The following is a 24,006-nucleotide window of genomic DNA, read 5'->3' on the forward strand; positions in this document are numbered from 1 at the left end:
GCGGCGGACCTGCTTACTCCGGCTTCTGATAGCTATCGATCACTTCCTGCGCCGCCCGAAACGCATCGATCGCCGCCGGCACACCGGCATACACCGCGCAATGCAGCAGTGCCTCGCGAATCTCTTCCACGGTGCAGCCATTGTTCAGCGCGCCGCGCACGTGGCCTTTCAATTCCTGCGGGCACTTCAACGCGGTCAGCGCGGCGAGGGTGATCAGGCTGCGGGTTTTCAGCGGCAACCCTTCGCGACTCCACACACTGCCCCAGGCGTGTTCATTGACGAAATCCTGCAACGGCTGGGTGAACTCGGTGGCATTGCCCAATGCGCGATCGACGAACGCGTCGCCCATCACTTGGCGGCGGACTTCAACGCCGGTTTTTTTATTGTCGGTCATGGCAATTCCTTCTTGTGGTGTTGGCGACGCCAGGCGCGCAGCGACGTGAACAGCAAAAACGCCAACAGCGCCGGCAGGACGAAAAACAGCATCAGGTGTTCAAGCTTGCCGGCCAGCGGCATGCCGGTGGTGAACGACACCACGTGCAGACCGTAAGCCAGGTACAAACCCAAAAACAGCAGACCTTCGGCGCGGGTCACCCGGTAGCCGGAATAGAACACCGGCAGGCACAGCGCCGCGACGCCGAGCATCACCGGCAAGTCGAAATCCAGCGCGTTGGGCGAGACCGACAGCGGCGACGGCGCGATCAGTGCGGTAACGCCCAGCACGCCCAACAGGTTGAACAGGTTGCTGCCGATCACGTTGCCTACGGCGATGTCGCGCTGGCCACGCAATGCCGCGATCAACGAGGTCGCCAGTTCCGGCAACGAAGTGCTGACGGCGACGATGGTCAGGCCGATGATCCGTTCCGACAGCCCCAGATCCGTGGCGACCGACACCGCGGCGCCCAGCAGCAAATGCCCGGCGTAGATCAGCATCGCCAGGCCCGCGACGATCATCAGCAGGCTGCTGAACCACGGAACTTCAGGGCCTTCATGCGGGCTCGTTTGTGGACGTGCCGAATGCCGCGACTGGCGCAGCAGCAGGCCCAGATACACCATCAGCGCCGCCAATAGCAGGACGCCGTCGACCCGGGTCAGTTCTTCATTCCATGCCAGGACGAACACCAGCAGGCTGGCGCCGATCATCAGTGGGATATCGAGGCGCACCAGTTGTCGCGAGACCCGCAGCGGGATGATCAGCGCCGAAAGCCCGAGGGTGACGAGAATGTTGAAGATACTGCTGCCGATCACGCTGCCGACGGCGATGTCGGCGTTCTGCGCCAGCGTGGCTTGCAGGCTGACGGCCATCTGCGGTGCGCTGCTGCCGAGGGCGACGATGGTCAGACCGATGATCAACGGTCGAACGTGCAGTCGCGCGGCCACGCGCACGGCGGCGCGCACCATCAGTTCGGCACCGGCGATCAGTAGAACCAGGCCGCTGAGCAGTTCAATCACGCTGAGCAAGGGTAAGTCGGCAAGTCCGAAAATGGTCGGGGCTCCGTGAGTCAGTCGAGGGCTTGCACGCGAACCCGTGCGGTGCCGCTTTTGATCATGCCCAGTTGCTCGGCGGCTTCGTGAGACAAGTCGATCAGGCGCCCGCGAGTGTGCGGCCCGCGATCATTGATGCGGACTACACAGGATTTGTCGTTTTTCAGATTGGTGACCTTCACCCGCGTACCAAAGGGTAGTTGGCGATGGGCGGCGGTCATGGAATTTTTGTCGAAACGTTCACCGCTGGCGGTGCGTTTGCCCTGGTGTTTGGCGCCGTAGTAGGACGCCACGCCTGTCTGGTCGTAACCGTGAGGATCGACGACATCGGTGCTGGCGCAACCGGCCAGTAAAGACAACAGGGCGCAGGCCCCCAGTAGACGTTTCATTCAAAGGTATCCACATACAAATGTGGGAGCGGGCTTGCTCGCGAAAGCGGTATCACATTCAACATCGATGTTGACTGTTTTACCGCTTTCGCGAGCAAGCCCGCTCCCACAGGGGGTAGAGCCAGGCTTGAATACTGGCTCCATGCTCATCAGCCTTCGAGCTTGCTTTTCAGCAGTTCGTTGACCTGTTGCGGGTTGGCCTTGCCTTTGGAGGCTTTCATGGCCTGGCCGACGAAGAAGCCGAACATCTTGCCGCGTTTGGCTTCGTCTGCCGCGCGGTATTGTTCGACTTGCTCGGCGTTGGCCGCGAGCATTTCGTCCAGCACCGCCGAGATCGCGCCGGTGTCGGTCACTTGCTTCAAGCCGCGCTTGTCGATGATCTCGTCCGCGCTGCCTTCACCGTTGGCCATCGCTTCAAACACCACTTTGGCGATTTTGCCGGAGATGGTGTTGTCCTTGATGCGCAGCAGCATGCCGCCCAGTTGCTCGGCCGAAACCGGCGACTGATCGATGTCCAGGCCTTGTTTGTTCAACAGGCTGCCCAGTTCAACCATGACCCAGTTGGCCGCCAGTTTGGCGTCGCCGCCAATGCTCGCGACTTTCTCGAAGTAATCGGCTTGCTCGCGGCTGGTGGCCAGGACGCTGGCGTCGTAGACCGACAGACCGAACTGCTCCTGGAAACGCTCGCGTTTCTGCGGTGGCAATTCCGGCAGGGTGGCGCGCACGTCGTCGAGGAACGAGTTCTCGATGACCACCGGCAGCAGGTCCGGATCGGGGAAGTAACGGTAGTCGTTGGCTTCCTCTTTGCTGCGCATCGGACGGGTTTCGTCCTTGTTCGGGTCGTACAGGCGAGTCTGCTGGATCACCTTGCCGCCGTCTTCGATCAGTTCGATCTGACGCTGCACTTCGGTGTTGATCGCCTTCTCGATGAAGCGGAACGAGTTGACGTTCTTGATCTCGCAACGCGTGCCGAACTCAGCCTGGCCTTTCGGACGGATCGATACGTTGCAGTCGCAACGCAGCGAACCTTCGGCCATGTTGCCGTCACAGATGCCCAGGTAGCGTACCAGCGCGTGGACAGCCTTGACGTAAGCCACGGCTTCCTTGGCGCTGCGCATGTCCGGCTCGGAAACGATTTCCAGCAGCGGCGTGCCGGCGCGGTTCAGGTCGATGCCGGTGGCACCGTTGAACTCTTCGTGCAGGCTTTTACCGGCGTCTTCTTCCAGGTGCGCGCGGGTGATGCCAACGCGTTTGACCGTACCGTCTTCAAGGGCGATGTCCAGGTGGCCCTTGCCGACAATCGGCAATTCCATCTGGCTGATCTGGTAGCCCTTGGGCAGGTCCGGGTAGAAATAGTTTTTACGGGCGAACACGTTGTGCTGGCCGATCTCGGCATCGATAGCGAGGCCGAACATCACGGCCATGCGCACCGCTTCCTGGTTCAGCACTGGCAAGACGCCAGGCATGCCGAGGTCAACCAGGCTGGCCTGGGTGTTCGGCTCGGAACCGAAAGTGGTGGAGCTACCGGAAAAGATTTTCGACCGGGTGGTGAGCTGGGTGTGAATCTCCAGCCCGATCACGACTTCCCATTGCATGTGTTTCTCCTCAGAAGCCGGTTGGGGTGCGGGTGTGCCAGTCAGTGTTCAACTGATACTGATGGGCAACGTTCAACAGGCGACCTTCCTGGAAATACGGGGCGAGCAGTTGCACGCCGACCGGCAGGCCATCGACGAAACCGGCGGGCATGGACAAGCCCGGCAGGCCGGCGAGGTTGGCGGTGATGGTGTAGACGTCTTCCAGATAGGCAGCGACCGGGTCGCTGCTCTTGGCGCCAAGCTTCCAGGCCGGGTTCGGCGTGGTTGGGCCGAGGATGATGTCGACTTCATTGAAAGCCGCCATGAAGTCGTTTTTCACCAGGCGACGAATCTTCTGCGCCTTCAGGTAGTAGGCGTCGTAGTAACCGGCCGACAGCGCGTAGGCGCCGACCATGATCCGGCGCTGCACTTCTGCCCCGAAACCTTCGCCACGGGAACGCTTGTACAGGTCTTCCAGGTTTTTCGGGTCTTCGCAGCGATAGCCGAAACGCACGCCGTCGAAACGCGACAGGTTGGAAGACGCTTCTGCCGGGGCGATCACGTAGTACGCAGGAATCGCGTGCTGCATGTTCGGCAGGCTGATTTCCTTGATCACGGCACCGAGCTTTTCCAGCTCCTTGATGCTGTTCTGGATCAGCTCGGCGATACGCGGGTCGAGACCGGCGCTGAAGTATTCCTTCGGCACACCGATGCGCAGGCCTTTCAGCGAATCGTTGAGGCTGGCGCTGTAATCCGGCACGGGCTCGTCGATGCTGGTGGAGTCATTGCTGTCGAAACCGGCCATGCCTTGCAGCAGGATCGCGCAGTCTTCGGCAGTGCGCGCCAGCGGGCCGCCCTGATCGAGGCTGGACGCGTAAGCGATCATGCCCCAGCGCGAAACGCGACCGTAGGTCGGTTTCAGGCCGGTGAGGTTGGTGAACGCGGCCGGCTGGCGGATCGAGCCGCCGGTGTCGGTGGCGGTCGCGGCTGGCAACAGACGAGCGGCAACGGCCGCCGCCGAACCACCGGACGAACCGCCCGGCACGTGTTCCAGGTTCCACGGGTTTTTCACCGCGCCGTAGTAGCTCGACTCGTTGGCCGAACCCATGGCGAATTCGTCCATGTTGGTCTTGCCCAGGGTCACCGCGCCGGCGGCTGCCAGTTTGGCGACGACGGTGGCGTCGTACGGTGCCTTGAAGTTGTCGAGCATCTTCGAGCCGCAGCTGGTGCGCACGCCCTGGGTGCAGAACAGGTCTTTATGGGCGATCGGCGCGCCGAGCAGGGCGCCGCTCTCACCATTGGCACGGCGTGCGTCAGCGGCTTTCGCCTGCTGGAGCGCCAGGTCTTCGGTGAGGCTGATGAAGCTGTTGAGCTGTGGATCGAGCTGGGCGATGCGCGCCAGCAGGACTTTGGTCAGCTCTTCGGAAGAAAACTTTTTATCGGCGAGTCCGCGGGCGATCTCGGCCAGAGTCAATTGATGCATTGCAGGCTCTTTCCCTTTAGTCGATGACTTTCGGAACCAGGTACAGGCCGTTTTCGACCGCTGGTGCGATGGACTGATAGGCCTCGCGATGATTGGTCTCGGTCACGACGTCTGCACGCAGGCGCTGGCTGGCTTCCAGTGGGTGGGCGAGCGGTTCGATACCGTCGGTATTGACCGCCTGCATTTCGTCGACCAGTCCCAGAATGCTGTTCAGGGCCGAAGTGATGTGTGGAAGATCGGCATCATTGAGGCCCAGACAGGCCAGATGAGCGATTTTTTCCACGTCGGAGCGTTCAAGCGTCATGGGATTCTCCAGTGGAAGGAAAACAGAACGGATGCTATCCGTGTGTTAGATTGTCGGAACACTACCGCATTTCTACGGTCATAAGGCCGCGATTGTGGGGGTTGGTGCACAGAAAAGCGGCCAATTTAACATATTGGCGCCTTGCCCAAAATCCCTGTCGTTGTTAGAGTTTGCCGCACTTTTTTACCCACGCGTTGCCTAGGGTCCCTTTCCCATGTTCAAGAAACTGCGTGGCATGTTTTCCAGCGATCTTTCCATTGACCTGGGCACTGCCAACACCCTTATTTACGTGCGCGAGCGCGGAATCGTCCTGAATGAGCCATCGGTTGTGGCTATTCGGACACACGGTAACCAGAAAAGTGTCGTTGCTGTCGGCACCGAGGCCAAGCGCATGCTCGGCCGTACGCCGGGCAACATTGCCGCCATTCGTCCGATGAAGGATGGCGTCATTGCCGACTTCAGCGTCTGCGAAAAGATGCTGCAATACTTTATCAACAAGGTTCACGAAAACAGCTTCCTGCAGCCTAGCCCTCGTGTGCTGATCTGCGTTCCGTGCAAATCCACTCAGGTTGAGCGTCGTGCCATCCGTGAATCGGCCCTTGGTGCCGGCGCACGTGAAGTGTTCCTGATCGAAGAGCCGATGGCGGCTGCGATCGGTGCCGGCCTGCCGGTTGAAGAAGCACGCGGTTCGATGGTGGTGGATATCGGTGGTGGTACCACTGAAATCGCACTGATCTCCCTGAACGGTGTGGTTTACGCCGAATCCGTACGGGTTGGCGGCGACCGCTTCGACGAAGCGATCATCACCTACGTGCGTCGCAACTACGGCAGCCTGATCGGCGAATCCACCGCCGAGCGCATCAAACAGGAAATCGGTACTGCCTACCCGGGCGGCGAAGTTCGCGAAGTCGACGTTCGCGGCCGTAACCTGGCCGAAGGCGTTCCACGCGCATTCACCCTGAACTCCAATGAAGTGCTGGAAGCTCTGCAAGAGTCCCTGGCCACTATCGTTCAGGCTGTTAAAAGCGCACTGGAGCAATCGCCGCCGGAGCTGGCTTCCGACATCGCCGAGCGTGGCCTGGTACTGACCGGTGGTGGCGCCTTGCTGCGTGACCTCGACAAGTTGCTGGCCCAGGAAACCGGTCTGCCGGTGATCGTTGCCGAAGACCCGCTGACCTGCGTTGCTCGCGGCGGTGGCCGCGCATTGGAAATGATGGATAAACACACCATGGATCTGCTGTCGAGCGAGTGATCGCCCGATGCAACTATGCTGTTGAGCGCGCAGGCGGCACTTTGCAGTGCTGCCTGTTTGCGTTTACCTTCTGTCAGTCTGTATCCAGGCCGGTCTGCCGTATGAATAAAGAAAACATTTGCCTGGGAGGAGCGGCTTATTAAACCGCTTTTCACCAAAGGGCCTTCACTGGGCGTGCGCTTGTTGGTGCTGGTCGTGCTATCGGTCGCGCTGATGGTGGTCGATGCCCGCTTCACACTGCTCAAGCCAGTGCGTAGCCAGATGTCGCTGGTGCTGATGCAGTCTTACTGGATCACCGACCTGCCGCAGCGGCTATGGCAAGGTGTGGCCAGCCAGTTTGGCAGTCGTACCGAGCTGGTCGCCGAAAACGAAAAACTCAAGACCGAAAACCTGCTGCTGCAGGGTCGCATGCAAAAGCTTGCCGCCCTCACCGAGCAGAACGTTCGGCTGCGCGAGTTGCTCAATTCCTCCGCGCTGGTCAACGAGAAGGTCGAAGTGGCCGAGTTGATCGGCATGGACCCCAACCCCTTCACCCATCGCATCATCATCAATAAAGGTGAGCGCGACGGTGTGGTCCTCGGTCAGCCGGTGCTCGATGCCCGTGGCCTGATGGGCCAGGTGGTCGAGTTGATGCCGTACACCTCCCGTGTGCTGTTGCTCACCGACACCACCCACAGCATCCCGGTGCAAGTGAACCGTAACGGACTGCGAGCGATTGCCAGCGGCACCGGCAACCCGGAACGTCTGGAACTGCGTCACGTGGCCGACACGGCGGACATCAAGGAAGGCGACTTGCTGGTCAGCTCCGGTCTCGGCCAGCGATTCCCGGCGGGTTACCCGGTGGCGACGGTCAAGGAAGTGATTCACGATTCCGGCCAGCCATTTGCCATTGTCCGCGCCGTGCCGACCGCTGCCTTGAACCGTAGCCGTTACCTGTTGCTGGTGTTCAGCGATACGCGTACACCGGAAGAGCGTGCAAACGACGCCGCTCAGGCTCAGGAAAACCTCGATGCGCAAGGCGGCGGGCCAATCATTCCCGCCACCGTGCCGAAACCTGCTGCGGTGATTGCACCTGCTGCTGCCGCCGCCGTTCCAGCGACTGCACCTGCTGCGACCCCGGCCAAGCCTGCTGCCACAACCCCGGCCAAACCCGCTGCCGCACACCCTGCCGCCGCCAAGCCGCCCGCGACTGCACCCGCCGCCAAACCACCGGCGACACAACCCGCTGTCGTGAAGCCCGCTGCCAAACCGCCTGTCTCTGCACCGGCTACCACTGGGGGAAGAGAATAATGGTCGGTGCTACCGCCTCCCGAAACGGCTGGATGATCTGGCTGACGTTCGCCATCGGCATGTTGCTCAGCGTTTCGCCGCTGCCGCAATTCATGGAAATCCTTCGCCCGCTATGGCTCGCCTTGCTGCTGGCGTTCTGGGCGTTGGCCCTGCCGCAGAAAGTCGGCATGGTCACCGCGTGGTGCCTGGGCCTGGCCGAAGATGTGCTTTATGGCACGCTGCTGGGCCAGAACGCGTTGATCCTGACGCTCATCACGTTCCTGGTGCTGTCGCTGCAACAGCGGCTGCGGATGTTCCCGATGTGGCAACAGAGCCTGGTGATCCTGGTGATCTTCGGCCTCGCGCAGCTTGTTCAGCTGTGGCTCAGCGCCCTGACCGGCAATCGTCAGCCAACGCTGGCGCTGGTCTTGCCGGCACTGGTCAGCGCGTTGCTCTGGCCGTGGATCAGCTTCGGTTTGCGCGGTCTGCGTCGACGTTACAAAATTAACTGATTCGGTCAGGCATTTGCCCACACCATGACAAGGGAGATGTCTTGATGAAACAGCTATTCCTCGCCTCAGGCTCGCCGCGTCGGCGTGAACTGCTCACGCAGATCGGCGTGCCGTTTTCCGCCATCAGCGCGGACATCGATGAAACCCCTTTGAACCATGAATCGCCGTCGGCCTATGTCGAGCGCCTTGCGCGCGGCAAGGCTGAAGCCGGGTGTGGCGCGGTCGTGTCCGACGCCGATTTTTGCGTGCTGGGCGCTGATACCGCCGTAGTGCTCAACGGCAAAATTCTCGGCAAACCGGTGGACGAAGCCGACGCGTGCGCCATGCTTATGATGTTGGCAGGACAAGAACATGAAGTGCTGACCGCCATTGCCGTGCTTGACGGTGAGCGCTGCGAGTCTCGTGTTGTGCGCAGCCTGGTGCGTTTTCGCCCCATTGATCTCAATGAAGCGGCGGCCTACTGGGCCAGCGGCGAACCTCGGGACAAGGCGGGTGGCTATGGCATTCAAGGACTGGGCGCGGTGTTTGTCGCCGGGCTCAATGGCAGCTACTCGGCGGTGGTCGGACTGCCGCTGTGCGAAACCGCTGAGCTGCTTGGCCATTTCGGCATACCCTGTTGGCAAACCCTTAACGCGCGCTGAGCGTCGTACTGACAAGATGCGGCCATTATCGTGAACATGCCTGAACGAGACCCTGCCATGAGTGAAGAGATCCTGATCAACATCACGCCGATGGAATCGCGCGTGGCGGTGGTTGAAAACGGTGTCCTGCAAGAGGTCCACGTCGAACGCACGCAAAAACGCGGTATCGTCGGCAACATCTATAAAGGCAAAGTCGTGCGGGTGTTGCCGGGCATGCAGGCGGCGTTCGTCGACATCGGTCTGGACCGCGCTGCGTTCATTCATGCCTCGGAAATTTCCCTGCGCGAAGGCCCTGCGGTCGAAAGCATCAGCTCCCTGGTCCATGAAGGCCAAAGCCTGGTCGTGCAAGTCACCAAGGACCCGATCGGTTCCAAAGGCGCACGCCTGACCACACAACTATCAATACCTTCGCGTTATCTGGTGTACATGCCGCGTACCGCGCATGTCGGCATTTCCCTGAAGATCGAAGACGAAGCCGAGCGCGAGCGCCTCAAGCAAGTGGTCACCGATTGCGTGGCCACGGAAGGTATCAAGGAAGCCGGTGGTTTCATCCTGCGTACCGCCGCCGAAGGCGCCGGGGCCGATGAGATCCTCATGGACATCCGCTACCTGCGCCGGCTCTGGGATCAGATCAACGAGCAGATCAAAACCATCAGCGCGCCGAGTGTGATCTACGAAGACCTCGGCCTGGCACTACGCACCTTGCGCGACCTGGTCAGCCCGAAGATCGAGAAGATCCGCATCGACTCCCGGGAAACCTTCCAGAAAACCACGCAGTTCGTGGCCGAACTGATGCCGGAAATCGCGGATCGCCTGGAGCATTATCCGGGCGAGCGGCCGATCTTCGACCTGTACGGCGTCGAAGACGAAATCCAGAAAGCCCTCGAACGCAAGGTTCCGCTGAAGTCCGGCGGTTACCTGGTGGTGGACCCGGCGGAAGCCATGAGCACCATCGACGTCAATACCGGGGCGTTCGTCGGTCATCGCAACCTTGAAGAAACCATCTTCAAGACCAACCTCGAAGCCGCGACCGCCATCGCTCGCCAACTGCGCCTGCGCAATCTGGGCGGGATCATCATCATCGACTTCATCGACATGGAAGACGAAGAGCATCAGCGTCAGGTGCTGCGCACGCTGGAGAAACAACTGGAGCGCGACCACGCCAAGACCAACATTATCGGCATCACCGAGTTGGGCCTGGTGCAGATGACCCGCAAGCGCACCCGCGAAAGTCTCGAACAAGTACTGTGCGAGCCGTGCAACAGTTGCCAGGGGCGCGGCAAGCTCAAGACACCGGAAACGGTCTGCTACGAAATTTTCCGCGAAATCCTCCGTGAGGCTCGCGCCTATCAAGCGGAAGGCTATCGTGTATTGGCGAACCAGAAAGTCGTCGACCGCTTGCTCGATGAAGAGTCGGGCAACGTCGCCGAGCTGGAAGGATTTATCGGACGCACCATTCGGTTCCAGGTGGAAACCATGTATTCCCAGGAACAATACGACGTGGTGCTGCTCTGAATCGCTGTGTTTCAACCCGACTAGAACAGCTGGCCTCAGCTTTTTGCAGTAATTTTGCCATGGGAGCCAACTGACATGGACCGTCTGACACGCATTTTGGCCGCACTGACCCGCTGGGGTCTGGGCCTGTGCGCGTTGGCTTTGGTGATGATGGCGCTTTACGTCAGCCTCGGTCGCGAGCTGGCGCCGCTGGTGGCCGAGTATCGGGCCGAAGTCGAAACCAAAGCCGGCGCAGCCCTGGGCATGCCGCTGCATATCGGTGAGCTGGAAGGCAACTGGAGTGGCTTCGCGCCGATTCTGCTGGCTCACGACGTGATGGTCGGCGAGGGCGCCAATGCCCTGCGTCTGGATCAGGTGCGCGCGGTGCCGGACCTCTGGGCCAGCCTGACGGCCCGTGAACTGCGCATCGCTCATCTGGAACTCAACGGTCTGAAGATCAGCCTCAAGGAAGGCGAGGACGGTCATTGGGCGCTGGAAGGCTTGCCGGTGCAGCAGGATCAGCCGCTGGATCCGGAACAACTGCTCAATCGCATGCAGATGGTCCAGCAGTTGTCGGTGCTCGACAGCCAAGTGACCTTGCAGCCACTGGATCACCCGCCGCTGACCTTGACCTACGTTGGCCTGAATCTGAAAACCGGCGTCTCCCGGCAGCGACTCGACGCACGGCTGACCCTGCCCGACGGCCAGCCGGTCGCCATGAGCGTTCGCACCCGTATTAGCGCCAGTCAGTGGCAGGACGGTGCAGCGGATGCGTACCTGAGCCTGCCGCAAAGCGACTGGTCGAAATGGCTGCCCGAGCGTGTGACCCAGCAATGGAACTTCTCCGAAATCAAGGCCGGTGGCGAACTCTGGGTCAACTGGGATAAGGGCGCTCTGCAAAGCGCCGCGATCCGCTTGAACGCGCCGCAACTCAAGGGCGCCTACGCCGAGCGCAAGCCGATCCAGATCAACAACCTGGCGCTCAACAGTTATTTCCAGCGCAGTGCCGAAGGCTTTCTGGTGACGGTGGACTCGCTGTCCATGAACTTCGGTGAGACCCGCTGGGAATCGCACCTGCAACTCAAACAGAGCCTGGCCACCGACACGACCGAAGAGCTCTGGCATCTGCAAGCCGACCGCCTCGACCTCACCCCGCTGACTCCGCTGCTGAATGCCTTGGGGCCATTGCCCGAAGGCGTCGCCACCGCCGTCGAGCGGCTCAAGGTGACGGGTGGTTTGCGTAACGTGCTGGTCGACATCCGGCCCAACGCCACCGACGACAGCAAGGTCAGTTTTGCCGCCAACCTCGACCGGGTCGGCTTTGATGCCTATCACGGCGCCCCGGCAGCGCGGAATGTCAGCGGCAGCATCAGCGGTGATCTGGGTCACGGCGAACTGCGCATGGACAGCAAGGATTTTTCCCTGCACCTGGACCCGATTTTCGCCAAGCCATGGCAATACATTCAGGCCAACGCCCGTTTGACCTGGAAGCTCGACAAAGAAGGTTTCACCCTGATCGCGCCGTACCTGAAGGTGCTGGGCGAAGAGGGCAAGATTGCCGGCGACTTCCTGATCCGCCTGCATTTCGATCACACCCAGGAAGACTACATGGACCTGCGGGTCGGCCTGGTGGAGGGCGATGGCAAGTACACCGCCAAGTACCTGCCCGAAGTGCTCAGCCCGGCGCTGGACGAATGGTTGCGTACGGCGATTCTCAAGGGCGCGGTGGACCAGGGCTTCTTCCAGTATCAAGGCTCGCTGAACCATGGCGCCGCCGACACCGCGCGCAGCATCAGCCTGTTCTTCAAGGTGCACGATGCCGAGCTGGCGTTCCAGCCGGGCTGGCCGCATGTCAGCAAGGTCACTGGCGACGTGTTCATCGAAGACAGTGGCGTGCGGATTCTGGCCAGCAAAGGCCAGTTGCTCGACACACAAGTCAGCGATATTTACGTCAATATTCCCCACGCGCCCGCCGGGCAAAACCCTCACCTGTTGCTCGATGGCGCTTTCGCTGGCGGGTTGGGCGATGGCCTGAAAATTCTCCAGGAAGCGCCGATCGGCACCGCCGCCACCTTCGCCGGATGGGAAGGCGAGGGCGAGCTGAAGGGCAAGCTGAAACTGGATATTCCGCTGGCCAAAGGCGAACAGCCGAATATCCTCGTCGACTTCAAGACCGCCAAGGCGCGCTTGAAACTGGCCGAGCCAGTCCTTGAACTGACTCAGTTGAAGGGCGATTTCCGCTTCGACAGCACCAAAGGCTTGAGTGGGCAGAACATCACCGCTCGTGCCTTTGACAAACCCGTCACCGCACAGATTTTCGCCGATGGCAGTCCAGGCGACATCAAGACGCGCGTCACCGCTTCCGGCCAGGTCGAGGTCAAAAAGCTGACTGACTGGCTGAGTGTCACGCAGCCGTTGCCGGTCTCTGGTTTGATCCCGTATCAGTTGCAACTGAACCTGGATGGCGCAGACAGCCAGTTGATGGTCAATTCCAGCCTCAAAGGCGTGGCCGTCGATTTGCCGGCGCCGTTCGGCATGGCGGCCGATGTGGGGCGCGACACGACGTTCCGCATGACCCTGCAAGGGCCGGAACGGCGTTACTGGGTCAAGTACGGCGAATTGGCCAGCTTCACGTTTGCAGCGCCGGCCGGCAGTTTTGCCGATGGTCGCGGTGAACTGTTCCTCGGTGGTGGCGATGCCGTATTGCCAGGCGGCAAAGGCCTGCGGGTGCGCGGCGTGCTGTCGGAGCTGGATGTCGGCCCGTGGAAGGATCTGGTGGACAAGTATGCCGGCCAGGATCCGGGCGGCAGCGCCAAGCAGTTGCTCAGCGGTGCGGATTTCAAGGTCGGCAAGCTCAGCGGCATCGGTACCACGCTTGATCAGGCCTCGGTGCAGTTGAACCGCAAGCCGAGTGCGTGGGCCCTGCAGCTCGACAGCCAACAGGTCAAGGGCACCGCCGGTATCCCCGATGCGAAAGGCGCACCGATTGCGATCAATCTGCAATACGTGCGTTTGCCGGCACCGGACCCAACGGTTTTGGCCGATGAAAATTCGCCGGATCCATTGGCTTCCGTGGATCCGACGAAGATCCCGGCGCTGGATATCACCATCAATCAACTGTTCCAGGGGCAGGATCTGGTAGGGGGTTGGTCGCTGAAAGTGCGTCCGACCGCCAAAGGCATCGCGCTCAATACGCTGGATCTTGGCCTCAAGGGCCTTCTGTTGCAGGGCAGCGGCGGCTGGGAAGGCGCGCCAGGTGCTTCCACCAGTTGGTACAAGGGCCGGGTCAGCGGCAAGAATCTGGCGGATGTGCTGAAAGGCTGGGGCTTTGCGCCCAGTGTCACCAGCGAAGAGTTTCATATGGATGTCGACGGTCGCTGGCCCGGTTCACCGGCCTGGCTGGCCACCAAGCGTTTCTCCGGGACGCTTGATGCGTCGCTGAACAAAGGCCAGTTCGTTGAAGTCGAGGGTGGCGCTCAGGCGTTGCGGGTATTTGGCCTGCTCAACTTCAACTCCATCGGCCGGCGCTTGCGGCTGGACTTCTCCGATCTGTTTGGCAAAGGCTTGAGTTACGACCGGGTCAAAGGCTTGCTGGTCGGGACCAACGGCGTTTACGTGACCCGTGAGCCGATTCTGCTGACCGGTCCGTCGAGCAATGTCGAGCTCAATGGCACGCTGGACCTGGTGGGTGATCAGATCGATGCGAAACTGCTGGTGACCTTGCCGGTTACCAACAACTTGCCGATTGCCGCGCTGATTGTCGGTGCACCGGCCATCGGTGGAGCGCTGTTCCTGATCGACAAGCTGATCGGTGACCGCGTGGCACGTTTCGCCAGCGTGAAATACACCGTCAAAGGCCCGTGGAAAGAGCCGAAAATCACCTTCGACAAACCTTTTTGAAAAGCCACTCCCCAAGCCTATGGAGTAGCATGGCCCTAGGCTCTAATGCTCCGACGCTAATCTCTGTAGGAGCGAGCGATGCGGCGACCCGACTTGCCCGCGAACCGACCCACCGAGGTGTGTCAGGAACGACGCTTTCGCGGGCAAGTCGGCTCGCCGCATCGCTCGCTCCTACGGGGTATCTATTGATTTCCAGGTAAAGGGAAGGCCATGTCTGTAGCGGTGATTCAAATGGTCAGCCAGAGCGACGTGCTGGCCAATCTGGCCCAGGCCCGTCGGCTGCTCGAACAAGCGGCCGTCGGGGGCGCAAAGCTTGCCGTGCTGCCGGAAAACTTCGCCGCCATGGGCCGACGCGACATCGCTGACATCGGCCGCGCCGAGGCGTTGGGCGAAGGTCCGATCCTGCCCTGGTTGAAACAGACCGCCCGCGACCTCAAGTTATGGATTGTGGCCGGCACATTGCCGTTGCCGCCGGCGGATCAGCCGACGGCGAAAGTGCATGCCTGCTCGCTGCTGGTCAATGATCAGGGCGAAACGGTGGCACGCTACGACAAGCTGCATTTGTTCGACGTGGACGTGGCGGACAACCGTGGGCGTTATCGTGAGTCCGATGACTATGCTTATGGCAGTGACGTGGTGGTCGTGGACACGCCCGTCGGTCGAGTCGGCCTGACGGTCTGTTACGACCTGCGCTTCCCCGAGTTGTACAGCGAATTGCGCGCTGCCGGGGCGGAGTTGATTACCGCGCCGTCGGCCTTTACCGCAGTGACCGGCGCGGCGCATTGGGATGTGCTGATTCGTGCGCGGGCCATTGAGACCCAGTGTTACGTGCTCGCGGCTGCCCAGGGTGGAACGCATCCGGGGCCGCGAGAAACCTGGGGGCATGCCGCAATTGTCGACCCTTGGGGTCGAGTGCTGGCGCAACAGGATCAAGGCGAGGCCGTGCTGCTGGCCGAACGCGATAGCAGCGAACAGGCGTCCATCCGGGCGCGGATGCCGGTGTCCAGTCACCGGCGCTTTTTCTCGCAGGGCGCCCGGCGACCTGCCTCAGAACGATGAATTTAAGGCGTAAAGCATATGAGCGAGTTGTTGTCCTCAGTCAGTGAACACCTCCTGGCGCCCGGCGGCGTTACCATCGAAAGCCTGCAAGGTGTGCTCGGCGATCTGGCCGGCCCGGGCATCGATGCCGCCGACCTGTATTTCCAGGGGCAGATTTCCGAGTCCTGGGCGCTGGAAGACGGCATCGTCAAGGAAGGCAGTTTCAACCTTGACCAGGGCGTTGGCGTGCGCGCGCAATCGGGTGAGAAAACCGGTTTTGCCTACAGCAATGCCATTACCCTCGAAGCCCTTGGCGCTGCAGCCCGTGCTGCGCGCTCGATCTCCCGCGCCGGGCAGAACGGCACGGTGCAGGCCTTCACCACCCAGGACGTCGCCCAGTTGTACGGGCCGGACAACCCGCTGGAAGTGATGACCCGCGCCGAGAAAGTCGAACTGCTCAAACGCATCGACGTCGCCACCCGCGCTCTCGACCCGCGTATTCAGCAAGTCACGGTGAGCATGGCCGGCGTCTGGGAGCGCATTCTTGTCGCTTCGACCGACGGCAGCCTGGCGGCGGATGTACGGCCGCTGGTGCGCTTCAACGTCAGTGTGATCGTTGAGCAGAACGGTCGTCGCGAGCGCGGCGGCCATGGCGGCGGCGGGCGTACCGATTACCGTTATTTCCTCAGCGACGACCGCGCCATGGGCTACGCCCGTGAAGCGTTGCGTCAGGCACTGGTCAATCTTGAAGCCATTCCGGCACCGGCCGGTACGTTGCCGGTGGTGTTGGGTTCGGGCTGGTCCGGCGTGTTGCTGCACGAAGCGGTCGGTCACGGTCTGGAAGGCGATTTCAACCGCAAGGGCAGTTCCGCTTACAGTGGCCGTATGGGCGAAATGGTTGCGTCGAAACTCTGCACCATCGTCGATGACGGCACGCTGGCCGGTCGTCGTGGTTCGTTGAGCGTCGACGACGAAGGCACGCCGACCGAGTGCACCACGCTGATCGAAAACGGCGTACTCAAAGGCTACATGCAAGACAAACTCAACGCGCGCCTGATGGGCGTCGCCCGCACCGGCAACGGTCGCCGTGAGTCCTACGCGCACCTGCCAATGCCGCGCATGACCAATACCTACATGCTGGCGGGCGAAAGCGATCCGGCGGAAATCATCGCCTCGGTGAAGCGCGGCATCTACTGCGCCAACCTTGGCGGCGGTCAGGTGGACATCACCAGCGGCAAGTTCGTGTTCTCCACCAGCGAGGCGTACCTGATCGAAGACGGCAAGATTACGGCGCCGGTCAAAGGCGCGACGTTGATCGGCAACGGGCCTGAAGCGATGAGCAAGGTGTCGATGGTCGGTAATGACCTGGCGCTGGACAGCGGCGTGGGCACGTGCGGCAAGGATGGGCAGTCGGTGCCGGTGGGTGTCGGCCAGCCAACGCTGAAAATCGATGCGATCACTGTGGGTGGTACAGGATCGTAAGGGATGGAGCTTCGGGTGAGCCGCGTGGCGACTCACCCGAGAAGAGATTCAACGCAGACCGCGTTGAGTCTCGTCCAGCTCACGGATGTACTTGAAGATTTTACGGCTCGATGCCGGTGGCTTGTTGGTCGCCAGTTCGTGCTGGGCCTGACGGATCAGGGAGCGCAACTGCTGGCGATCAGCCTCCGGGTAGTCGAACACGAACTTCTCCAGGACTGCATCGTCGCCCGCGATCAAGCGATCGCGCCAGCGTTCCAGGCCATGGAAACGTTCGTTGTACTGCCGGGTGGAGGCATCGAGTTGATCGAGCAAAGTCAGAATGGCGTCAGTGTCCTGATCGCGCATCAGTTTGCCGATGAACATAAGGTGCCGTTTACGCGCGATATTCGCGGTGTGCTTGGGCGCATCGCCCAGAGCCCGGCGCAGAGCGTCGGTCAACGGGAGTTTTGCCAGCAAGTCAGGCTTGAGCGTTGTAAGGCGTTCGCCGAGGTCAACCAGAGCATGCAGCTCGCGTTTAACCTGGGATTTGCTTTTTTCTCCCGTATCGAGGGAGTCGTCGTAAGAATCAACCATGGTGGCCGTCCGCAAAGAAACGCCGCCATGATAACCAGTCGGGGGCCGCTTGTCCGGCCCGGTCGCTCGAAGGCCTTTACCGAAAGCAGAATTTGAGTGGAGAACAGCATGAGTGCAGTTGAAAGCGTCGGCCCACAAGCGTTGCCGGCACTGCAAGAACAAGTCGAGCAGATCATCGCTGAAGCCAAGCGTCAGGGCGCCAGTGCCTGTGAAGTGGCGGTGTCCCTGGAGCAGGGCCTGTCCACATCAGTGCGTCAGCGCGAGGTCGAAACCGTCGAATTCAACCGCGATCAGGGCTTTGGCATCACCTTGTACGTCGGGCAGCGCAAGGGCTCGGCCAGCACGTCGGCCAGCGGTCCTGAAGCGATTCGTGAAACCGTCGCTGCGGCGTTGGCCATCGCTAAACACACCTCCGAAGACGAAGCCGCCGGCCTGGCGGATGCCGCGCTGATGGCCAAGGATCTGCAGGATTTCGACCTGTTCCATCAGTGGGACATCACACCGGAACAAGCCATCGAGATGGCCCTGAGCTGTGAAGCTGCGGCATTTGCCACCGACAGCCGGATCAAGAACGCCGACGGCACCACCCTCAGCACGCATCAGGGCTGCCGCGTTTACGGCAACAGCCACGGTTTTATCGGCGGCTATGCATCGACTCGTCATAGCTTGAGCTGCGTCATGATCGCCGAAGCCGACGGCCAGATGCAGCGTGATTACTGGTACGACGTCAATCGCCAGGGCAACTTGCTGGCTGACCCGGCGAGCATCGGCCAGCGTGCCGCGCAGCGGGCGGCGAGCCGACTGGGCGCGCGTCCGGTGCCGACCTGTGAAGTACCGGTATTGTTTTCCGCTGAGCTGGCCGGTGGCTTGTTCGGCAGTTTCCTTTCGGCGATTTCCGGCGGCAGTCTGTATCGCAAATCGTCGTTCCTTGAAGGGACCTTGGGTCAGAAGCTGTTCCCGGAATGGCTGACCATCGATGAGCGTCCGCATTTGATGCGTGCAATGGGCAGCTCGGCGTTTGACGGCGATGGCCTGGCGACTTACGCCAAACCGTTCGTCGAAAAAGGCGAGTTGGTGTCCTACATCCTCGGCACCTATTCCGGTCGCAAACTCGGCATGCCGAGCACGGCCAACGCCGGCGGCGTGCACAACCTGTTCGTCACCCATGGCGATGAAGATCAGGCGGCGTTGCTGCGCCGCATGGGCCGTGGCTTGCTGGTCACCGAGCTGATGGGCCAGGGCCTGAACATGGTCACGGGCGATTACTCCCGTGGCGCGGCGGGTTACTGGGTCGAGAATGGCGAAATCCAGTTCGCCGTCCAGGAAGTGACCATCGCCGGCAACATGCGCGACATGTTCAAGCAGATCGTTGCGGTGGGTAACGACCTGGAATTGCGCAGCAACATTCGCACAGGTTCGGTGCTGATCGAGCGGATGACAGTCGCCGGCAGCTAACCCGCGACCGCTACACAAAAGGCGCGTCACCCAATGGGTGGCGCGCCTTTTTTTGTGCCCGCATAACACACCTGTAGGAGCCGGCTTGCTGGCGATTGCGGTCAATCAGTCGACATCGATGTTGAATGCCAGATAGCAATCGCCAGCAAGCCGGCTCCTACAAGGGACCATGCTCGGGCTTGTGTTGGTTCTCATTATCATCTAATAATAAATCTCATTACCGAATGAGCCCCGGATCATGAGTTCTGCCTTGCACGAGCAGCCTTACCTCGAAAGCTGGCGCTGGATGAGTCGCCAGATCCGTTGCGGGATGGACCCTGACGAGCCGCGCCTGATCGACCACTACCTGGCCGAAGGCCGGTATCTGGCGTGTTGCACGGCGACTTCACCCTGGACCATCGCTGAAACCTCTTTCCGTTTATTGCTCGACACCGCAGCAGACGTCGCGCTGCCCTGGCACTGGCGAACCTATTGCCTGGACCAGGCATGGCGCCCGTTGCGCGAACTCGAACGCCTCTCTCTGTGCAAGTGCCGCCTCAAGCGCTGGCAAAGCTACACCTGGCAACTGGCGACCTGCGAGTTGCAGCCTTCGATTCCTCTCATAGAACTGGTGCAAGGATTTTCTGATGACCAAGACACGTATTGAGCGCGACAGCATGGGCGAGCTTCAGGTCCCGGTGGACGCCCTCTACGGCGCACAGACCCAGCGTGCGGTGAATAACTTCCCGATCAGCGGCAAGCCGATGCCCGTGCAATTCATCCGTGCGCTGATCCTGGCCAAGGCCGCCGCCGCCCGCGCCAACGTCGAACTCAAGCAGATCAGCGAATCCCAGGGCAATGCCATCGTCGAAGCGGCGTTGGGTTTGCTCAAGGACGACTTCATGCAGCACTTCCCGGTGGATATCTTCCAGACCGGTTCCGGCACCAGTTCCAACATGAACGCCAACGAAGTGATTGCCACGCTGGCGAGCCGACTGCTTGGCGAGCCGGTGAACCCCAACGATCACGTCAATTGCGGGCAGAGCAGCAACGACATCATCCCGACCACCATCCACGTCAGCGCTGCGCTGGCATTGCATGAGCAATTGCTGCCGGCATTGGTGCGCTTGGTGCAGGTGATCGAGCAAAAGGCTGAAGAGGTTCACCACCACGTCAAAACCGGTCGCACTCACTTGATGGATGCGATGCCGGTGCGCATGAGCCAGGTGCTCAACGGTTGGGCGCAACAGCTCAAAGCCAACATCGGCCATCTGCAGGATCTGCTGCCGAGCCTGCAATCCCTGGCTCAGGGTGGCACGGCGGTGGGCACCGGTATCAATGCGCACCCTGAATTTGCCGGGCTTTTCAGCCAGCAGTTGAGCAAGTTGACTCAGGTGCAATTCACGCCGGGCACCGATCTGTTTGCACTGATCGGCTCTCAGGACACCGCCGTTGCGGTCTCCGGGCAGCTGAAAACCACCGCTGTCTCGCTGATGAAAATCGCCAACGACCTGCGCTGGATGAACTCCGGCCCGCTGGCCGGCCTTGGTGAAATTGAACTCGAAGCCTTGCAGCCGGGCTCGTCGATCATGCCCGGCAAGGTCAACCCGGTGATCCCGGAAGCCACCGCGATGGTCGCCGCTCAGGTGATCGGCAATGACACGGTAATCACCATCGCCGGGCAGTCGGGCAATTTCGAGCTGAACGTGATGCTGCCGATCATCGCCCAGAACCTGCTGAGCAGCATCGAATTGCTGGCCAACTCCAGCCACCTCTTGGGTGAAAAGGCTATCGCCAGTTTCAAGGTCAACGAAGCCAGGCTCAAGGAAGCGCTGTCGCGCAACCCGATTCTGGTCACGGCACTCAACCCGATCATTGGTTACCAAAAAGCTGCGGAGATCGCCAAGAAGGCTTATCAGCAAGGCCGGCCGGTGATCGATGTCGCTCTGGAGCACACCGAACTGTCGCGCAGCCAACTGGAAGAGTTGCTCAATCCGGAAAAGCTCACCGCAGGCGGCGTGTAATCACCGCAACCGCTTTGGAGGCTCACCATGGAGCACTGGAAACGCACGATCGAAAGGGCAAACCGTTGTTTCATGCTGGGCGAATACGTCGATGCCCGCGAGGCTTACTTGCAGGCATTGGCCCTGGCCCAGGTGTTGTTCGAGCGCTGGGCGGATGCCGACGAAGCGGTGGCGGCCTGCGTCATTTCCCATCACAACCTCGCGGACCTGCATTTGCGTCTGAACCAGCCGGAGGAGAGTGCCGAATACCTGTGCGCCATCCACCAGCGCTTGTTGAAGACCATGCAGGACCCGCGACTGGCACCCGCATTGCGTGAAGCCGCACTGCGTCAGAGCAGCAAAACCTACGTCGAACTGCTGAATTTCATCAGCGAGCATGGCGAATACCCGCGCACTCATCGTTTGCTGCACGTCGATGTCGCGTCGCCCCCTGCGTCTCTACATCATGGAGTCCACTGAAATGGCTTTTAGCTTGCCTGCATTGCCGTACGCCTACGATGCCCTGGAACCGCACATCGATGCGCAGACCATGGAAATCCACTACACCAAGCATCACCAGACTTACATCAATAACCTCAACGCGGCTGTCGAAGGCACCGAGTTCGCCGAGTGGCCGGTGGAAAAACTGGTGGCAGCAGTCCAGCAACTGCCGGAAAAGCTCCGCGCGGCGGTGATCAATCAGGGCGGCGGTCACGCCAACCACTCGCTGTTCTGGGAAGTGATGGTGCCCAACGGCGGCGGTCAGCCGGACGGTGAACTGGCCAAGGCCATCGAAGACCAGTTGGGCGGCCTCGACCGTTTCAAGGAGGCCTTCACCAAAGCCGCGCTGACCCGTTTCGGCAGTGGCTGGGCCTGGCTGAGTGTGACGCCGCAAAAGACGCTGGTCGTTGAAAGCAGCGGCAACCAGGACAGTCCCTTGATGAACGGCAATACGCCGATTCTGGGGCTGGATGTCTGGGAACATGCCTATTACCTGCAGTATCAAAACCGCCGGCCGGAATACATCAACGCTTTTTACAACGTGATCAATTGGCCCGAAGTCGCTGCGCGCTATCAGGCTGCACTGGTTTAAGTCTTCTATAAAAACAATCCTGGGCGGGCTATGGGCACTGAAACACTGGCGATCGGAAGTGGACGAATGTTTCGTTACGCGTTTGGGTCGCTGTTACTACTGGCGGGCATGAGCCTGTTGGTTGCGCATGGGCTCGCGTGGCTGGACCTTGAGCCGAAACTGCTGCGTGCGTTGCAGGGCGGGGCCATTTGCGCCTTGGGCACGGCCTTGGGCGCGGTGCCGGTGCTGGTGATTCGACGCATGCCCCAGACGGTCAGCGATACGCTGCTCGGCTTCGGTGCCGGGGTGATGCTCGCGGCGACGGCGTTTTCGCTGATCGTGCCAGGCATTGCCGCCGCTGAAAGCCTGGGGCTGACACCTTGGGCGGCCAGCGGTCTGATCAGTTTCGGCATCATGCTTGGCGCGTTCGGGCTGTATCTGGTGGATCGAAAGGTTTCCGGCGCCTCGCCGGAAATGCTCGTCGGCACGCTGGAGCGGCCGGTCATTGCGCCACGGATCTGGTTGTTCGTGTTTGCCATCATTGCCCACAACATTCCCGAAGGCATGGCGGTCGGTGTCTCGGCGGGTGGCGGCATGCCCGACGCCGACAGCCTGGCCATGGGCATCGCCTTGCAGGATGTGCCGGAAGGATTGGTCATTGCGTTGGTGTTGGCCGGGGCAGGGATGTCGCGGGTCAAGGCGTTCCTGATCGGGGCGGCATCAGGCTTGGTCGAGCCGGTCTTCGCACTGTTGTGCGCCTGGCTGGTGAGCCTGGCCGAATTGCTGTTGCCGTTGGGCCTGGCGCTCGCGGCCGGGGCCATGTTGCTGGTGGTCACGCACGAAGTCATCCCCGAGTCGCGACGCCATGGTCACGACAAGCTGGCCAGCCTTGGGTTGCTGATCGGGTTTTGTTTGATGATGGTGATGGATACAGCGCTCGCCTAGGCGAGCGTTATTCGCCTTCGTCGAAGTAACGGTTGATCAAGTCTGTCAGCGCATCCAGCGCTCTTTGCTCGTCTTCGCCTTCGGTGCTGATATAGATTTTGGTGCCTTTGCCCGCAGCGAGCATCATCATTGCCATGATGCTTTTGCCGTCGACCGTTGATTCCGGCGTTCGTCCGACTCTGATCGTGCAGTCTTTGAACTCGCCGGCGACACCAACGAATTTGGCGGAAGCACGGGCATGCAGGCCCAGCTTGTTGATGATTTCGATTTCCAGAGCAGGCATCGCGATGTGAATCCTTTAGCTGAGGTCGCGGTGGCGGACCTGGACGTTCTTCAGGGTTTTTTGCAGGGCCTGACCCAGACGTTCGGTCAGATAGACGGAGCGGTGATGCCCGCCGGTGCAGCCGATGGCAATGGTGACATAAGCGCGGTTGCTGGCGGCAAAGCGCGGCAGCCATTTGAGCAGGTACGTGGAAATGTCCTGGAACATCTCTTCGACGTCCGGCTGGGCGGCCAGGTACGTGGCAACCGGTTCATCAAGCCCGGACTGATCGCGTAGCTCGGGCTTCCAATAGGGGTTCGGCAGGCAGCGCACGTCGAACACCAGATCGGCGTCCACCGGCATGCCGCGCTTGAATCCGAACGACTCCACCAAAAACGCAGTACCGGGTTCCGGCTGGTTCAGCAGGCGCAACTTGATGGTGTCGCGCAGCTGATACAGGTTCAGGTTGGTGGTGATGACCTTGAGATCGGCGAGGTCGGCAATCGGCCCGAGCAGGCTGGTTTCGTCGTTGATCGCCTCGGCCAGCGAGCGGTTGGCGCTGCTCAGCGGGTGACGACGGCGAGTTTCCGAAAAACGCTTCAGCAAGGTTTCTTCGTCGGCGTCCAGGTACAGGACGTCGCACTGGATATGCCTGCTGCGAACTTCTTCGAGCAGTTCCGGAAACCGGCTCAGGTGGCTCGGCAGGTTGCGCGCATCAATAGAGACGGCAACCAGCGGCTGTGGCAGTTCGGTGTGGACCAGCGCGCGTTCGGCCAGTTCCGGCAACAACCCGGCGGGCAGGTTGTCGATGCAGTAATAGCCGTTGTCCTCGAGAACATCGAGCGCGGTGCTTTTACCTGAGCCGGAACGGCCACTGACGATGATCAAGCGCAT

Annotated in this window: 23 protein-coding genes; 14 read left to right on the forward strand and 9 right to left on the reverse strand. The window is 60.9% G+C overall.

The genetic code is table 11. The features are described 5' to 3' along the window. Window positions 1-13: 13 nt before the first annotated feature. The 6 genes from IB245_RS12525 to gatC all read right to left on the reverse strand — a co-directional run bounded on the left by IB245_RS12525 (window position 14) and on the right by gatC (window position 5,235). Complete coding sequence (locus tag IB245_RS12525; RefSeq protein ID WP_008026864.1) at window positions 14-394, reverse strand: carboxymuconolactone decarboxylase family protein; 381 nt, start codon at window positions 392-394, stop codon at window positions 14-16. Continuing rightward, a complete protein-coding gene (locus tag IB245_RS12530) occupies window positions 391-1,452 on the reverse strand; it encodes a calcium/sodium antiporter (RefSeq protein WP_008037426.1) in 1,062 nt (353 codons plus the stop codon). Before IB245_RS12530 ends, IB245_RS12525 begins: the two co-directional genes overlap by 4 nt. A 50-nt stretch (window positions 1,453-1,502) precedes the next feature. Continuing rightward, on the reverse strand, window positions 1,503-1,874 hold the full coding sequence (locus IB245_RS12535; RefSeq protein WP_008037420.1) for a septal ring lytic transglycosylase RlpA family protein: 372 nt from the start codon (window positions 1,872-1,874) through the stop codon (window positions 1,503-1,505). A 149-nt stretch (window positions 1,875-2,023) separates the two neighbouring features. Further along, window positions 2,024-3,469 (reverse strand): Asp-tRNA(Asn)/Glu-tRNA(Gln) amidotransferase subunit GatB, encoded by a 1,446-nt coding sequence (gatB, locus tag IB245_RS12540; protein WP_008026871.1) that lies wholly within the window; start codon window positions 3,467-3,469, stop codon window positions 2,024-2,026. A 10-nt stretch (window positions 3,470-3,479) separates the two neighbouring features. Continuing rightward, entirely contained in the window at window positions 3,480-4,931 is a 1,452-nt protein-coding gene (gene gatA / locus IB245_RS12545; RefSeq protein ID WP_008026874.1) for an Asp-tRNA(Asn)/Glu-tRNA(Gln) amidotransferase subunit GatA, read from the reverse strand. Between the two features lie 16 nt (window positions 4,932-4,947). Continuing rightward, window positions 4,948-5,235 (reverse strand): Asp-tRNA(Asn)/Glu-tRNA(Gln) amidotransferase subunit GatC, encoded by a 288-nt coding sequence (gatC, locus tag IB245_RS12550; RefSeq protein WP_008026876.1) that lies wholly within the window; start codon window positions 5,233-5,235, stop codon window positions 4,948-4,950. A gap of 214 nt (window positions 5,236-5,449) precedes the next feature. On the opposite strand from gatC, the gene mreB reads away from it, so the two are divergent. The 8 genes from mreB to tldD all read left to right on the forward strand — a co-directional run bounded on the left by mreB (window position 5,450) and on the right by tldD (window position 16,823). After that, window positions 5,450-6,487 (forward strand): rod shape-determining protein MreB, encoded by a 1,038-nt coding sequence (gene mreB / locus IB245_RS12555; RefSeq protein ID WP_002555108.1) that lies wholly within the window; start codon window positions 5,450-5,452, stop codon window positions 6,485-6,487. Window positions 6,488-6,625: 138 nt separating this feature from the next. Next, the gene (mreC, locus tag IB245_RS12560; RefSeq protein ID WP_192227816.1) at window positions 6,626-7,777 is read left to right on the forward strand and encodes a rod shape-determining protein MreC; all 1,152 of its coding nucleotides are present in this window, start codon (window positions 6,626-6,628) and stop codon (window positions 7,775-7,777) included. Beyond that, complete coding sequence (gene mreD / locus IB245_RS12565) at window positions 7,777-8,268, forward strand: rod shape-determining protein MreD (RefSeq protein ID WP_008037410.1); 492 nt, start codon at window positions 7,777-7,779, stop codon at window positions 8,266-8,268. Before mreC ends, mreD begins: the two co-directional genes overlap by 1 nt. Window positions 8,269-8,312: 44 nt before the next feature. Further along, the gene (locus IB245_RS12570; protein WP_192227726.1) at window positions 8,313-8,909 is read left to right on the forward strand and encodes a Maf family protein; all 597 of its coding nucleotides are present in this window, start codon (window positions 8,313-8,315) and stop codon (window positions 8,907-8,909) included. Window positions 8,910-8,966: 57 nt separating this feature from the next. Beyond that, complete coding sequence (gene rng / locus IB245_RS12575; protein ID WP_008026884.1) at window positions 8,967-10,424, forward strand: ribonuclease G; 1,458 nt, start codon at window positions 8,967-8,969, stop codon at window positions 10,422-10,424. Window positions 10,425-10,499: 75 nt separating this feature from the next. After that, the gene (locus IB245_RS12580; RefSeq protein ID WP_192227727.1) at window positions 10,500-14,303 is read left to right on the forward strand and encodes a YhdP family protein; all 3,804 of its coding nucleotides are present in this window, start codon (window positions 10,500-10,502) and stop codon (window positions 14,301-14,303) included. Between the two features lie 210 nt (window positions 14,304-14,513). Further along, a complete protein-coding gene (locus tag IB245_RS12585; RefSeq protein ID WP_192227728.1) occupies window positions 14,514-15,362 on the forward strand; it encodes a carbon-nitrogen hydrolase family protein in 849 nt (282 codons plus the stop codon). A gap of 18 nt (window positions 15,363-15,380) precedes the next feature. Further along, window positions 15,381-16,823 (forward strand): metalloprotease TldD, encoded by a 1,443-nt coding sequence (gene tldD / locus IB245_RS12590; RefSeq protein WP_008037402.1) that lies wholly within the window; start codon window positions 15,381-15,383, stop codon window positions 16,821-16,823. A 48-nt stretch (window positions 16,824-16,871) separates the two neighbouring features. Here tldD and yjgA read toward each other — a convergent pair whose 3' ends face one another. Continuing rightward, complete coding sequence (yjgA, locus tag IB245_RS12595) at window positions 16,872-17,396, reverse strand: ribosome biogenesis factor YjgA (protein ID WP_192227729.1); 525 nt, start codon at window positions 17,394-17,396, stop codon at window positions 16,872-16,874. Between the two features lie 108 nt (window positions 17,397-17,504). Here yjgA and pmbA point away from each other — a divergent pair, with 108 nt between their 5' ends. From pmbA to IB245_RS12625, 6 genes are all read left to right on the forward strand, one after another. After that, window positions 17,505-18,851, forward strand: a complete 1,347-nt coding sequence (gene pmbA, locus IB245_RS12600) for a metalloprotease PmbA (RefSeq protein WP_008026894.1) — start codon at window positions 17,505-17,507, stop codon at window positions 18,849-18,851. 238 nt (window positions 18,852-19,089) lie between these two features. Beyond that, a complete protein-coding gene (locus IB245_RS12605) occupies window positions 19,090-19,497 on the forward strand; it encodes a hypothetical protein (RefSeq protein WP_008026896.1) in 408 nt (135 codons plus the stop codon). Further along, entirely contained in the window at window positions 19,478-20,854 is a 1,377-nt protein-coding gene (locus tag IB245_RS12610) for a class II fumarate hydratase (RefSeq protein WP_192227730.1), read from the forward strand. Before IB245_RS12605 ends, IB245_RS12610 begins: the two co-directional genes overlap by 20 nt. Window positions 20,855-20,881: 27 nt before the next feature. Beyond that, window positions 20,882-21,313 (forward strand): hypothetical protein, encoded by a 432-nt coding sequence (locus tag IB245_RS12615; RefSeq protein ID WP_192227731.1) that lies wholly within the window; start codon window positions 20,882-20,884, stop codon window positions 21,311-21,313. 1 nt (window position 21,314) lies between these two features. Then, complete coding sequence (locus tag IB245_RS12620) at window positions 21,315-21,926, forward strand: superoxide dismutase (protein WP_008026904.1); 612 nt, start codon at window positions 21,315-21,317, stop codon at window positions 21,924-21,926. Window positions 21,927-21,956: 30 nt separating this feature from the next. Continuing rightward, window positions 21,957-22,850, forward strand: a complete 894-nt coding sequence (locus IB245_RS12625; protein WP_192227732.1) for a ZIP family metal transporter — start codon at window positions 21,957-21,959, stop codon at window positions 22,848-22,850. 7 nt (window positions 22,851-22,857) lie between these two features. On the opposite strand, the gene IB245_RS12630 is transcribed toward IB245_RS12625, so the two are convergent. Both IB245_RS12630 and rapZ read right to left on the reverse strand, forming a co-directional pair. Further along, window positions 22,858-23,133: an HPr family phosphocarrier protein gene (locus tag IB245_RS12630; RefSeq protein WP_008037392.1), complete on the reverse strand. Its 276-nt coding sequence runs from the start codon at window positions 23,131-23,133 to the stop codon at window positions 22,858-22,860. A gap of 15 nt (window positions 23,134-23,148) precedes the next feature. After that, window positions 23,149-24,006: an RNase adapter RapZ gene (gene rapZ / locus IB245_RS12635; protein ID WP_008037390.1), complete on the reverse strand. Its 858-nt coding sequence runs from the start codon at window positions 24,004-24,006 to the stop codon at window positions 23,149-23,151.

It is taken from the genome of Pseudomonas sp. PDM02 (genome assembly GCF_014852285.1).
GTDB lineage: Bacteria > Pseudomonadota > Gammaproteobacteria > Pseudomonadales > Pseudomonadaceae > Aquipseudomonas > Aquipseudomonas migulae.